Origin of the sequence: Haloferula sp. BvORR071, from assembly GCF_000739615.1 — a bacterium.
In the GTDB taxonomy this organism is placed as follows: domain Bacteria; phylum Verrucomicrobiota; class Verrucomicrobiia; order Verrucomicrobiales; family Akkermansiaceae; genus Haloferula.
Window position 1 is genome coordinate 93,441 of sequence record NZ_BATP01000020.1, and the last position, 13,562, is coordinate 107,002.

The window sequence follows — 13,562 nt, forward strand, 5'->3', positions numbered from 1 at the left end:
AATTCGGTCCGGCGCAGACTGAGGGTGGCTGCTCGTGTCGCATGAATGGGTGACATTCACGGGGCAGTTCCCCGTTGCTCACGTCTTATGGAATGTTCAGACAAATAAAGTCGGCATATTCCGAGCGGATTCCCGCAACCAGGATCCACTGCCGGCGGTCCAGAACTCCACCCAAGACCCCAATGAAACCGGCTAAAACCCGTATCTTGACGGCGATCTACATAACAAGTGCAGCTGTCTCCCTGCCCCAATCCTTGGATGCAGCGATTGTCCCCGTTTCCAGCGCCACGGCCTCCTCGAATTGGCCGAGCCTCTCACTGACCAACACGATCAACGGCAGTGGCATAACCGGCTCGCTGGCGACGGAAGCCGACCTGGGGCTCGCCACCCACGACAACAACGGCTCCGCGGGCACCATGTGGCACTCCCAGATCGTCGATGGTGCCGGCATCACGCTCACCTATGCCTTCACCGGCCCCTCCAATCTGCGGACCATCTACTACTGGAACCACAACCAGAACAATGGGAACACCGACCGGGGAATCCAGGTCGCCGAGGTCCAGTACTCCACGAACGGCGGATCCAACTACCAAAGCTTGGGCAACTTCAACTTCATCGAGGCGGGCGGCGGTTCGGAGTTACCACATCCACTGGACCTAGGCAGCACCTTGGCGGGCGTGACACATCTACGCTTGGTGGTGGTGAGCGACTACGGCGGCATCGTGACCGGCTTGTCCGAGATCCGCTTCTCGGATGTCCCGCCGGTGGAGCCGAAGGCGATCATCAACTTCATGGCCAGTGATGGCATCATCCTGGACGGAAATCTGGTCACGCTCACTTGGGATACCCAACGAGTGACCAATCCGGCGATCACGCCCGGGGTGGGTCCGGTGGCTGTCTCCGACTTCACCGATGTGACCCCGGCATCCGGACAAGACACGACCTACACGCTGGCCGGAGGCAGCGGCAACGGACCGGTCTCGAGTGCAGTGGTGGTGCGCTCGGTCGCGGGTGGCTCCTCCACCTGCAAGTTCGTGCGCTTCACGCCGCGCAAGCTGAGGAACGACCTGGTGGCCAACAGCATTCAACTCGCAGAGTTCTATCTCTCCTTCGCGGGTGAGCATCTCAGCGGAGCCACTTTCTCAAACCCCGGCGGCAACAATCCCGGCGGGCAGGAAGCCCTCAACGCCGGCGACGGTCAGGCCAGCACCAAGTGGCTCGACTTCAACAAGGGACCCTTGCAACTTGAGTTCCCCACTCCGGTGACCTTCGACTCTTACGGTTTCATGACCGGGGGCGACGCCGCTGAACGCGACCCGGTCCGCTGGATCATCGAAGGCAGCGCCGACGGCAGCGCCTGGACACTGCTGGAGAACGTCACCACCTTCGACTACCCAACGCCGACCGCACGGAGCGTAGACACCCCGGATATCCCCTTCCCCGGGACCTCGCTGCGTCCTACCCTGAAGCTCACCGGCGATACCAAAGTGGTGGCGGGCGAGCCGCTCTCCCTGCACTGGATTACGGAGGGAGCCACCACAGTGACTTTGAATAGTGGCAGCGGCCCAGTGACGCTGGGCAGCACCAGCGGACGGACCACGGTGCTTCCAGTCGCGGACACGACCTACACCTTCGTGGCCACCAACTCCTTCAGCAAAACCACCACGGGATCGATCGCGGTCACGGTCATCACTCCGGCGATCACGGCGATCAACTACCCTAACTTCGACAGCGCGGGCGATGAAATTGCCCGGCTGGGAGATGCCACACTAACCGCAGATGCCACGCTGACAGTGCCCGGTCCGGGCAAGCGCCTGCGCCTGACACCGAACCAGGCGGGCACTGCTGGCAGCGCCTGGTTCCGCCTGCGGCAGCAGGTGGATGAAGGCTTCGATACTGCCTTTGGCTTCCAGTTCAAATCGGCCACCAACGGTGGCGCGGATGGCATGGCCTTCGTGATCCAGAATCATCCCGATGGCTCCGCAGCCAGTCCCGCCACCCTGCACGAACGGGGACTTCCGGAAGCCGCGCTCAACATAGCCCTCGACTCCTATCAGAGCGATGGCGATCCGAGCAATGCCATGCTGAAAGTGCTGAGCGGCAGCACGATCCTAGCGAGCGTCAATCTCGCTACCACACCAGGCATCACTTTCCCTGGAACCTTGGCGAATGACCTGACGGACAGCTCCACCGATGGCGCCGCACACCTGGTGCGGGTGGCTTACAGCCCGGGCTTCCTCGACATCTACTTCGACGGATTCCTGGTAGTCGATAATCTGGCAGTCGATCTCGGCACGATCGGGGCAATGGATGCGAATGGGACCAGCTATGTCGGCTTCACCGCGCGCACCGGTGGCGCTTTCGAGGCGCACGATGTGACCAATTGGACCTTCAGCGAGGGGGCGCCTTCCAACCTGGTTCTGCTCTCAAGCACGATCAACCGGGCGACTGGCCAAGCGGCACTGACTTGGACTTCATCACCCGGTAAGAGCTACCGGATCACCTCGTCCGTCGATCTGCAGAACTGGGGAACGGTGCTGGCGAGCGGCATTCCCGGCACACCGAATGAAGATGCCACCTTGTTCAATGTGAACTTCCCGAACACGCCGGTGAAGCTGTTCTTCCGCGTGGAGGAAGAATAGATCGCCAGCCGCTTTCGCCCGCTTTCCAGGAGGTCAATGCCGCCCGTCACACCCGCACCGGAGTGGCGGGCGGTTTGCTTATCGAAGAAAGCCTGGACTACTTGAAGTCCTTCAATCCTCCCGCCCAAGCATCCGGTTGGTATCCTTGACCGTCAGATTCTGCTTTTGCCAGGGAATGATGTCGGGCTTGGTGAAGGTCTTGCTGCGAGAGGCTGTCTCGGCGTCGGCGACCTTCTTGATGTTGGTACCGCCTTCTTCGCGGGCACGACCGGTGGCGTAGCCCTTGGTGCCGTAGTTCTCGCTGCCTTCGCGGGCGGCGACGGAAGCTTCGTGAGCGGATTCACCGGCGAAGCGCGATTCCTTCTGGAAGCGGCTGCCGTCGGTATCACCGGCGTAGACCTTCTTGTTGTAGTCCTTGTCGCCCCACCACGACTTCTTCTTGTAGTCGCCGGACTTGAATTCCTTGTTGTCCCACTTGCCCTTGAATTCCTTGTTGTCGCGGTTGAAGCCGGCGAATTCCTTGGCGGCTCCGGTGCGGTTGCCTTCCTTGTCCATGGAGAGGTTCATGGCGCCATACTTCTCCATGATGTGGCCCCGGTCGTCGTCGAACATATCGCCGGACTTGATCCGCTTGCCCTCGACGGGATCAGGGCTGCTACTCTCGGCGGCCATTTTGTCGCCGGAGGCCGAGCTACTGGTACCGGAGCCGGAGTTGCCACAAGCGGCCAACCAAAGGGCAGGCAGGGCGGCGAGCAGACGGGCGGAATTCCTCATGAAGGCCGGGACGGTGGCAGGTCGCCGGGGGGAGGGCAATCTGGAAAAACTAACGGCGAAGGCCCCCTCTAGACCCGGAAGAGGCCCCCTCTTTTCCCCACCAATGCCGCCGCACCGGTAATCGCGATAGCGAGGAAGACCATGGCCCAGACGCCGAGGGCGGCGGCCAGTTCGTGGCCATCCCCGAGGGAGGAAAGCAGGGTGTAAATCGCCTTGGTGATCGGGAAGTGCTCGGTCTGCTTGGCTAGGATCAGGCTATCGCTGACCTCCAGCATGGCGAAGGCGAAGGCGAGGATGCAGCCAGCGGCGAGGTTCGCGCCAATCAGCGGCAGGGAGACGCGGCGCAGGGTGCGGAAGGCCCCGGCCCCCAGGGAACGGGCGGCTTCTTCCAAGGCGGGATTGCTCTGCTGCAGGCCAGCCACTGCGGAGCGGACGACGTAGGGCAGACGGCGGACCGCGTAGGCGACGATCAGCAGGGCGGCGGGATTGCCGTCCTTGCCGATCAGGAAATTCAGCGGACGGCCGGGCTCGGAAAGCGCGAGGTAGCCGAAGGCAAGCACCAGGCCGGGCACGGCCAGCGGCAGCATGACCAGAGCATCCAGCAGGGAGCGGCCCTTGATCTTGCTGCGGACGATGACCCAGGCGATGGCGATGCCGAGAATGAGATCGATGAGCGTGGCGCCGGAGGCGTAGAGCAGGCTGTTCTTGATCGAGGGCACCACGATCTCACTGCCCAGGGCATCGACATAGTGCCTGAAGGTGAGCACGACCGGAGTGACCGTCTTGTACCAATCCTCCGAGAGTGAGAGCAGGACCACCCCGGCGTGCGGCAAGGCGGCGAGGAGGAAGACGAAGCCGAAGATGATCGCGCAGCCGAGACCTCGCAGGCCGGTGAGCTTCACTTCCCCACCCCTACCCTTCGGCCGCGGCTGGGCACCGGAGGTCTGGCGGCCGAAGAGGGCCTTGGTGATGGCGAAGACCAGCGCGGAAATCACCAGGATAATCGCCACCAGCGCGTAGGGCGCGGGATTCCCGGTGAGATCCTTGATGCCATCGAAGACCTGCACGGGTGCCACGCGGGTGTAGTCGAAGACCAGCGGCACGCCGAGTTCGGTGAAGGCCCAGACGAAGACGATAGCCGCGCCCGCGAAGATGCCGGGCATGGCCAGCGGCAGGGTGATGCGCCAGAGACGGCGGGCGGGCGAGCAGCCGAGATTCTCCGCGGCCTGCTCCATCGCGGGGTCCAGATTGGACAGCGCCGCGCTGATATTCATGTAGAGGATCGGATAGAGGTGGAGCGCGTTCATCGCCACGATCCCCCAGAAGCGGCCGCGTGCGAGCCAATCGACCGGCGCGTTGCGATTCATTGCGCCGAGGTCGATCAGCAGCGCATTGAGCGACCCTTGCACGCCGAGCATGTGCTTGATGCCGATGGCGCCGACGAAGGGCGGCAGCACCAGCGGGATGAGGATCAGCACGCCCAGCACACCGCGGCCGCGGAAGTCATAACGGTAGGCGAGTAGTGAGAGCGGAAAGGCGATCGCGAAGGTCGCGAGGGTGCTGGCGACACCGAGTGCAAGGGCGTTCCAGAGGCCTTCGCGGTAGACGGGATTGCGGAAGACATCACCGACGAAATCGAGGGTGAACTTGCCGTCAGGGGTCTTGAAGGCTTCACCGATGACCGAGATCGCCGGATAGATGAAGAAGGCCGCGAAGAGCGCGGTGACGAAGGCGGTGATGCCGATGGCTGCGCCGCGATTCATGGGCGGCCTCCTTCCCGGGCCATGGCGGCAGCTTTTTTATAGTTCTCGCGGAAGATGCCGGAGATGCGGGCCATCTCGCGGGAGATGTCTAATTTTGCCATGTTGTCTTTGCGGCCCACGAGGGGAACGAGCTCCTTCATGACGTGGCTGTAGCCGAGGTGGGAGGTATCGAAGAAGACCTTGCCGGCCGGGGTGGCGGCGATCTCCTCCAGGGTGCCGCCATTCCGGCGCATGAGGTCCCATGCCTCCTTCATCTCCTGGTGGGTATCCATGCACATGGCGCGATAGACCTGGCGGAGGACATTGAAGGCGGAGTTGGTGAGTGCGGCATCGTATTCGAAGCCGCCGCTGCGCTCGTAGGGCAGTGCGTCCGGGTCGGAGAACCAAGGCAAGTTCTTCACGGTGTAGAGGTCGCGGCGCACGGGCAGGCGGCGCGGCGAGGTTTCGCGCGGGCCGCCGGGCGCGCCAGCCTTGTAGTTCCAGAGGAGCTGGCCGGCATCGCTGAGGACGAAGGTGACGAACTCCTGGGCGATCTCCGAATGAGGAGCGCCACGCAGCACGGCGATGGGGTCCACGCTGATGGAGGTGCCGCCGAGGGGCGGGATCCAGAGCAGGCGGGTGGGCCCGCGCCTGCCGAGCTTCTCCTCGTAGGAGCGGCCGTAGAAATCGATGCAGGTGCCGGCGAGGGCGTCGCCCTGGGCGACATCGTGCGGGATCTTGCTGGCGGCGTCGGTGAAGTAGCGGGCGTTAGCGGCCATGGCCTGGAGAAGGTTGATGCCGTTCTTCCAGCCCTCCTCCTTCGCGGCCTCGTCGTCTTCCTTGCCCTTGACGATCCGCTTCTTCATCTGCTCTTGGATCATCATCTCGAACATCCGCGTGACCGATCCGCTCTTGGTGGGGTCCGCGAGTGCAACATAGCCAGCATAGGCAGGATCGGCGAGGTCCGCCCAACGGCGCGGCGGGAGGATGCCCAGACGGCGGACGGAATCCGCGTTGTAGCAGATGCCCATCTGCGAGAGGCAGGTGCCGACCCAGAGGTGCTTGGGATTGTAGTAGTTCTCGCCGGTGAACTTGGCCGGGATGACGTCCTCCTTGAACCATTCGGGGTGGGTCTTGAAGACTTCCAGCTCGACGAAGCGGTCCTTGCTCATCTGGCCAGCAAAGTCCGGCTCGCCGCCGCCGAAGAAGAGGTCCATGCCGACGCCGGACTTTTTGACCGCTTCCGCCTCGTGGCCGGGGTTCTGCTTCTTGGCGAGGGCCTCGGCGGCCTCGAAGGAGCTATTCAGGACGCGGGTGATGTCTGAGGTGCCGCCGGGGATGCGCCAGTCGATGTAGAGGGTGCGGCCGGTCTTGGCCTTCCAGTGGGCGGCGAAGGCCTCGCCGAACTCCGAGCGGATGGTCTCATTGTGCGGCGTGATGATGACCAGGCGGTCCTGGGCGTGGCCGGCGGCGGCGAGTTCGGAATTCCGGCGCAGCAGGATGGGCGCGGCGATGACCGCAGCCAGCAAGAGCAGGATCGGAAGGAAACGGCGCATCATGACGGGCTCGATCGCTTGGGTCCGTTAGACTAGGCTTGCAGCACGGCCACATCGCTGTGGCGGGCGGTCAGGCGCAGCGGGGTCTCGCCCGGCTCGCGGACGAGGTGGGGGTTGAGCTCGACGACCTGTTGGATGCCGACGGGGGTATCGACGAGGTATTGGATGCGTTGGCCGAGGTAGCTGCGCTCGATGATCTTGCCGGTGATGGGATTTTCGCCGCTCTGGGAATCCACGCGCCAGGCCTCCGGGCGGATCGAGAGGATGACCTCCTCGCCCGCAGCGGGGACCCACTCCGGGCGGGTGACGCGGCCGACCAGGGGGCCAGCGGCGCTCTCGATCATGGCGAATTCGCCGCGGACTTCGAGGGCCTTGCCTTTGACCAGATTGGTCTCGCCGATGAAGCCGGAGACGAAGGCGGTGTGGGGATTCCGATAGACGTCCTCGGCGGTGCCGAGCTGCTCGATGCGGCCCTTGTTGAGCACGGCCATGCGATCGGCCATGGAGAGGGCCTCCTCCTGGTCGTGGGTGACGTAGACGCCGGTGAGGCCGCCTTCCTTGACGATGCGGCGGATCTCGCGGCGCATTTCGATGCGGAGCTTGGCGTCGAGGTTCGAGAGTGGTTCGTCGAGCAGCAGGCACTTCGGGCGGACGACGAGGGCGCGGGCGAGGGCGACGCGCTGCTGTTGGCCGCCGGAAAGCTGGTCGATGCCGCGGTCACCCATGCCGGAGAGATGGACGAGTTCGAGGGCCTCCCCTACGCGCCTGCGGATCTCGGCCTTGTCGACCTTCCGTTCCTCGAGGCCGAAGGCGACGTTGCGCTCGACATTGAGGTGGGGCCAGAGGGCGTAGCTCTGGAAGACCATGGCGGCCTCGCGCTTGTGGGGCGGGAGTTGGGTCACGTCGCGATCGCCGAAGAAGATGTGGCCGGAGGTTGGGGTCTCGAGCCCGGCGATGCAGCGCAGGAGGGTGGTCTTGCCGCAGCCGGAGGCACCGAGGAGGAAAAAGAGCTCTCCTGCCGCGACTTCCACGCTAACGCCGTCGAGCGCCGTGACTTGGCCGAATTTTTTGACGATCGAGTCCGCGCGAATCGCATCCATGAGGCTGGGGGCATGCTTCCCGCCGTGGCGGTGCTTGCAAGCCGGAAGCAAGAAGCGGGCCCGGAAAAGGTCGTGTCAAAAAAGGCACGAAAAGAGCAAAGATTCTCTTGCCAAGCGTGGGTCCGGGACATAAATCCGCGGCCCACCAAACACCATGTGCTCGGGTGGCGGAATTGGTAGACGCGCTAGACTAAGGATCTAGTGGAGTAATCCGTGGGGGTTCGAGTCCCCCCTCGAGCACCACTCTTTGAATGATAAGGCCGGACATCAGTCCGGCCTTTCGTTTGCCCGCGAATTCCTAACAGCCGGGCGGAAGGAAATCCGATTCTCATCCGATAGAATCAAGGTGCTTTCCCATCGACCGCATCACGCCCTTGTGCATGTTAGGCACCGCATGAAACCCAAGTCCAAATCCTCCCCCGCCGCTGGTTCATCGACCGTCGCCCCCATCATCCGCATCATTGCCTTCCTCGAGCTCTTCGCGGGCATCGCCCTCTTGGCCATCGGCTTCAACAACCTCGACCGCCACCCTGAGCTTATCGCCTCCGGTGTCGCCGCCCTCATCGGAACCCCCTTCCTCTTCGCTGTCGCCGAGATCCTTGTCCGTTTGGCTGAGATCTCCGCGAACACCAAGAACCTCGCCAGCCTCCAAGCCGCCGGCATGATCAAGCGCGCCGATCACCCCGCCTTCTAGCCTCAGCGCGGGGCCTGTCGCTGGGCCCTCTTCTCGCTCCACCCGTTCCGCCGGAGAACACGTTCCGCCTTATCCAGATCCATCCAAGCGCCGTAGTCGCCCGCGTGCCGCGGCTGCCCGCCGGCAAGCAGCTCCGCCCGCACCCGTAGCAGCCGCCACAGTGCTCGTGGATCGTCCTCACCGATCCAGTCCCCCGCCCGGGTCCGGAACTCATACCCGAAGTCGAGCTGATGGGAAAAGAAGCGCTTCTCCAGACCCCAGTCGGTCGTGGGCCTTCCCCCGGCTGGATCTCATCCGTGTCCATCACAGCCACCCACTCCCCCGGCTGGCAGTCGGCAAGCTTCTCCCGGCGCATGGGTGCAGCGTAGCCGAGGGGTCAACAACATGGGATTTCACGGGCCGAGGAGATGAAATGAAAATAATTTCGATGAAATTTGCAAATCCAGCCTTGCGCCGACGCTTAGGAAATGTTGAGCTTCTCGCGCAATGTCTGAATTCAAAGGAAGCAGCGACTTCGAGATAGCACTTGGAAGTAGCCTGCAACCGCTGGGTAAGATCCCGCTGAAAGCGGTTCAGGACTACATCAGGTTGTACAGTCAGGTAGCACCCGCCCACTCCAAACGGAGCCAAGCGAGCCTGATTCACGATCACATGATCGATTGGGCCGGAAGGATTCTTCCGGCGGAATTCCGGCGCATCGATGTTCGCCAGAGGATCTTGTTCAATTTCAAGGACGAGTATCTCATCCAGTTTAACAAGCTGGAGGCGAACAACCGGCGCGCTTGCAACAACACATCCCAGCAGTCGCTCCTCTTCGAAGAAACCGGTGAGGTGGGACTGCCTGGCATCCGCGCTGTTCTTCCTCTCGTAACAATCGGCTACGTCACCGCGCAGGATGGCGTCTCGATTGAAGGGGTATTCGCCGTGCGGATCATCGACGGCACCCCTGATTGGATCATCCGCCTGGATGATCGCGAAGACGGCGAGGGCACTAACCAACCCATCCCTCTGCCCCATGCACCCTCGACTCCATCGCCCCGGATCAAACGACCCAGACCCGAATCGCCAGACGTTCGCGAGTTCGGTTCCGGTGAATCCTGAGAAAGTAGCAATGGCCAGGCTGGCTTGCGGATTCACGCAAGCCAGCTTCGCCACATCCATCGGTATCTCTCAATCCCTCCTCTCGAAACTTGAAGACGGCCTCCGCCGCGATCTTCCAGAAGACAAGCTTGCCTCTATGGTGTCCCTCACGGGATTCCCGGAAACCTTCTTCACCCGTGAAGGCGGTCGCCGGGCCATGAGCGACGACCTGTTCCGCAAATCAAAAGCAGCCGGGGCCAAGGTGTTGGCTCAAAACGACGCATTGGTGAACATCCGCCGGCTGGAAATCGAAACACTGCTCCCGAAGGTCGAGTTCGAAACTCTTCCCCGCCCCCATTGCTCCGTTGAGGACTTCGCCGGCGGTGCTCGCGAGATAGCCCGGAATCTTCGGCATGCTTGGCGCCTCGATCAGGGGCCCATCGAAAACCTCACGAAGTTAGCCGAGGACATCGGCTGCATTGTCATCCACTTTGATTTCGGAACCAGTAAGATCGACGGCCTCACCTCCTTCGCCAACGATGGAACCCCAATCATTTTCCTGAACCCAGCCTTTCCAGCGGCACGCCTCCGCGCCACGCTCGCGCATGAAATTGGGCACGTGATTATGCACCATTTCATGACGGCCACGGCCGACGAAGAGGCGTGGCAGTTTGCCTATGAACTCCTGATGCCCGAAAGGGAAATTCGCCCGAGCCTCTTCCCGCTGAACATCGACAAGCTCGTGCTCCTCAAGAACAAATGGAAGGTGTCCATGCAGTTCATCCTGATGTGGGCCCGGGAGATGGGCGCCCTCAAGGACGGCTATTTCCGCGTGCTGATGTGCCAGATCAGCAAGCGGGGCTGGAGAAAGCTAGAACCGTTCGACGGCGAATGGCTCATCGAGCAGCCCACCTTCTTGCGGGAAATCATCGACTATCACCTGAAGGATCTCGGCTACACCGAAGACGAACTCCGCTCTAGTATGGCGGCCAATGAACGCACATTCGGACCCGATTATTTGGGCCGCCCAAGCTTCACAGTGCTTTGAAATGGAAAGCCCGAGGTGCGGCGGGCACCTCGGGCTTCCAAATTCAAAGTGCGGGGACTTCGAGATAGCGCAGGAACCCTACCACCATATCCCGAGGAATCAAGGTCCATTTCTCGCATTTTCTGGGTCATTTCCCGCATTAAGCGGCATATGGAATCCGCAGGAAATAGGTCGGAACGGGCTGACGCAGCCGACGACCGCTGCGCGGCGTCCATGCGTGCATGAGCGGGTGTTTCCCGGGCCGAGATGGACTCATCAGCGCTCTCCTAACAAATCGAGCACTCGCGTTTCCTTCGCATCAAGACGGATGCTATGCTCCTGTGGGACCGGCGATTCGACGTGGATGATTCCCCGGTGATGTTGTGCGCGACGAGGTAGCGTTCGAGGCGGAGGGCGGGTGAGCTGGCGCGGGCGCCGGTGATGGGGTTCCAGCCTTCCTTCATCATGGTGCGGAGGATGGGCGCCTGCTTCTTGATCAGCGCGCGGTCGTGGCCGTCGCCGGGGAAGATGCTGGAGGGTTCGCGCAGGTAGATCGGTGGTGGCGGGCTTACTGGAGGAGCCTATATGGGTGGACGCCAGGGCGCTGAAAGCGCGGTCTAACAGGGGAGATTTTGGGAATTAGGTCGCCCTTACAGGGCTCGGGAATCGTCGCTGGATGAAGTCCCCGGGCGATGCCCGGGGCTGCGATAGGGTGCCCCTTTGGGGCGGGAGAAAGCAGAGTAGATTTCCAGAGTAGATTTCTACTGCGTGGTCGTTTCTTTACGCCTTTCAGACGGGATCTTGGAATCGTCAGACTGGATGAAGGATGAAGGGTCTCTTGAGGCTCGCTTGGAAGCGAACTGGTATTTGGTGCAAGGCGCGGTCAATTAGCCACCACCGATCCACGCAGCCGGACCTCAAGGGGGCTCAGGTCGGAAACCCGCTTCAAAGTTTTGTCGCCTACTTTGGGCGATGAATACCCGACACCCTTTGCAGGGATAGTTCAATCATCGATCCGTGGTGATGGTTCGAGGGTGAATTGCTCTGGATGTTGGTCGAACTCACGTTTGAAGAGAAACAGCCTTCCACAAGCAGAACATCGGTAAGCTTCACCCACACGTTGGAACAATTCGCGCTCGATTATGATCTCGATCAGCTCGTGGTCTGCGAATTCCCCGTAACCAGGGGAACTGAAGTAGTCGTGTAGCCAGTCACTTTCAGCTTCGGTGCCATTGGACCTCGCATTGAAAAAGTCGCGTATCCTGTGTGCTGCGGCGGTCAGGCCTTCTTCCGCGTCCGAGTCAGCAATCACCTTGCTCACGAATGGATAGGGTCCGCCGCTCTCCATCTTTTCAGAATGTCCGCAACTGCAAGTCCAGCTTCCCATCGGTCAATTCAAGAGCTTCTGCAAAACCTCCACAATTGAACAGCGGTTGTCGTGAATTTGCAAATCCCATGGAGCGCCGGATGTGAGGCCACACAGGAATGGAGGCTGGACTGCGGCGCTCTTCCCTGTCTCTGATCGGTGACCATCGGTGCTTCCGTGAAGTCGCTGGCGGGATCCGGAACCACAGTGGAAATCCCAGTTCTCACCCTAAGATTCCTGATATGAAGATGTTCGCTGCCGGTGCGCTCAGCACCTTGTTGGGTGTGGTCCTTCTGTCGGCGGTCAAGGACCTCGGACAGGCCCGTGCGGAGGACGCAGTGCCGCCCGCGGCCACGCCCGCCGCCAAAGAGACCTGGGAATCCAAGATCCGGAATGGCGGCTCATTTAATCAGGGGAATGTCATTGGCATGCGCTTGGAAATCCTTGTGGAAGGCGAGGATCGCGACCGCCTCACTTCCGAGTTGGTGCAGTATTTGTCGAACCCTCTGAACGGCCAGGAACGGCTGCCGGGTGAAGAATTCATCCGCAAACGGGATTATGCCGCCATGGCCTTCGTGGTATTGGTTCCCGATTTGAAATACTCGGTTCCCATCGGGGAGCTTCTGCACGAGCGAGACACAAGGATCAGGGACATCGTTACCTCTTACCACGAGAAAGTCATTGAGGGGATTACCAAGTAGATTTGGAGTTCCCGCTCCGGAGTCACGGGTGGCTTCGCGCTGAGAGTGCTGAGCTATGGCAGAACGATGGCTCTCGCCGCCGGGAGATCGGTCTGGCAGCTTGCTGGGGTGAAGCTCGCCCTGCACCGATCCATCATCTTCTGGTCCGGCCTGTTGGTGATGGGCTTCATCGTATGGGCGTGGGCGATATCCTATGACCATAGAAGCTGGGTGAACTTCGAAAGCTACGCTCTGGCCAATACCGAAGGGTATGCGTCAGTCGGGCACACTTGGATCCCCACCCAAAATGACGCGGGGCATTCGAAGACACGGCGGGGGCAATATCGCTACGAACGCGTAGCGCCGCCGTTCATCGCCCGCGGCAAGGAGGCGGCGATCTCTTCTTGGCCTGAGTGGGGCCAGGCCACTTACAAGGAGGTCCTGACGCTGGCCTATTCCGCGGGTCCAGCGGCGGCTTGGGGGGTGTTCGTTCCGCATTGGTTGCTGCTGCTGGGAAGTCTTCTTTTCTGGATGGCTTTGCTCTGCGGGCGGGCGAGGCGGAGGAAGAGGATGGGAACTCCACTCCAAGAGGCTGTGTGAAGATCGGGATGGCGGGATGAGGGTGAGGTGGGGATCTAAGGATGCGGCTTGTGGCCGCGGAAGTGCGACGGTCATAGACGCGCCGCTACAGGGGGGGATCCGAGGAGAAGCGCCATAAGCCGGACCTCGCGGAGTGAGGGTCCCTGCCTTATTCAGACAGGCTCTGAGAAATAAAGGCGCGATCGATGAGGGACGCTAGATGAAGCGCAGCGCTCCCAAATCGGACGGACCTTCAGCCCTCCATCCTTCGGCTGTGCAGTTCCTGGGCCTCGCGGCCCAGGCTTGTATGGAGTGGGCCGTT

At 61.7% G+C, this 13,562-nt stretch carries 11 protein-coding genes and 1 tRNA gene; 7 read left to right on the forward strand and 5 right to left on the reverse strand.

The features are described from left to right. Positions 1–182 precede the first annotated feature (182 nt). Positions 183–2,642: an L-type lectin-domain containing protein gene (locus tag BV071_RS09490; protein WP_265594267.1), complete on the forward strand. Its 2,460-nt coding sequence runs from the start codon at positions 183–185 to the stop codon at positions 2,640–2,642. Between the two features lie 111 nt (positions 2,643–2,753). Here BV071_RS09490 and BV071_RS09495 read toward each other — a convergent pair whose 3' ends face one another. The 4 genes from BV071_RS09495 to BV071_RS09510 form a co-directional block, all read right to left on the reverse strand. After that, positions 2,754–3,416: a hypothetical protein gene (locus BV071_RS09495; RefSeq protein WP_265594268.1), complete on the reverse strand. Its 663-nt coding sequence runs from the start codon at positions 3,414–3,416 to the stop codon at positions 2,754–2,756. A 68-nt stretch (positions 3,417–3,484) separates the two neighbouring features. Then, complete coding sequence (locus BV071_RS09500; RefSeq protein WP_052573109.1) at positions 3,485–5,179, reverse strand: iron ABC transporter permease; 1,695 nt, start codon at positions 5,177–5,179, stop codon at positions 3,485–3,487. Next, a complete protein-coding gene (locus tag BV071_RS09505) occupies positions 5,176–6,717 on the reverse strand; it encodes an ABC transporter substrate-binding protein (protein WP_035605536.1) in 1,542 nt (513 codons plus the stop codon). Before BV071_RS09505 ends, BV071_RS09500 begins: the two co-directional genes overlap by 4 nt. 29 nt (positions 6,718–6,746) lie before the next feature. Then, the gene (locus tag BV071_RS09510) at positions 6,747–7,814 is read right to left on the reverse strand and encodes an ABC transporter ATP-binding protein (protein ID WP_035605539.1); all 1,068 of its coding nucleotides are present in this window, start codon (positions 7,812–7,814) and stop codon (positions 6,747–6,749) included. 158 nt (positions 7,815–7,972) lie between these two features. On the opposite strand from BV071_RS09510, the gene BV071_RS09515 reads away from it, so the two are divergent. The 4 genes from BV071_RS09515 (at position 7,973) to BV071_RS09530 (ending at position 10,636) form a co-directional block, all read left to right on the forward strand. After that, a tRNA-Leu gene (locus tag BV071_RS09515) sits at positions 7,973–8,057 on the forward strand. A 151-nt stretch (positions 8,058–8,208) separates the two neighbouring features. Further along, complete coding sequence (locus tag BV071_RS09520; RefSeq protein ID WP_035605542.1) at positions 8,209–8,508, forward strand: hypothetical protein; 300 nt, start codon at positions 8,209–8,211, stop codon at positions 8,506–8,508. A 486-nt stretch (positions 8,509–8,994) separates the two neighbouring features. Further along, positions 8,995–9,609, forward strand: coding sequence for a hypothetical protein (locus BV071_RS35255; RefSeq protein ID WP_035605545.1), 615 nt, complete (start codon positions 8,995–8,997; stop codon positions 9,607–9,609). Next, positions 9,599–10,636, forward strand: coding sequence for an XRE family transcriptional regulator (locus BV071_RS09530; protein ID WP_265594269.1), 1,038 nt, complete (start codon positions 9,599–9,601; stop codon positions 10,634–10,636). The genes BV071_RS35255 and BV071_RS09530 overlap by 11 nt, the downstream gene beginning before the upstream one ends. 982 nt (positions 10,637–11,618) lie before the next feature. On the opposite strand, the gene BV071_RS09535 is transcribed toward BV071_RS09530, so the two are convergent. Then, complete coding sequence (locus BV071_RS09535; protein WP_265594270.1) at positions 11,619–11,936, reverse strand: hypothetical protein; 318 nt, start codon at positions 11,934–11,936, stop codon at positions 11,619–11,621. Between the two features lie 287 nt (positions 11,937–12,223). On the opposite strand from BV071_RS09535, the gene BV071_RS09540 reads away from it, so the two are divergent. Together BV071_RS09540 and BV071_RS09545 are read left to right on the forward strand one after the other, a co-directional pair. Continuing rightward, positions 12,224–12,682, forward strand: coding sequence for a hypothetical protein (locus BV071_RS09540; protein WP_035605555.1), 459 nt, complete (start codon positions 12,224–12,226; stop codon positions 12,680–12,682). A 108-nt stretch (positions 12,683–12,790) separates the two neighbouring features. Next, positions 12,791–13,261: a hypothetical protein gene (locus tag BV071_RS09545; protein WP_265594271.1), complete on the forward strand. Its 471-nt coding sequence runs from the start codon at positions 12,791–12,793 to the stop codon at positions 13,259–13,261. Positions 13,262–13,562: the final 301 nt, after the last annotated feature.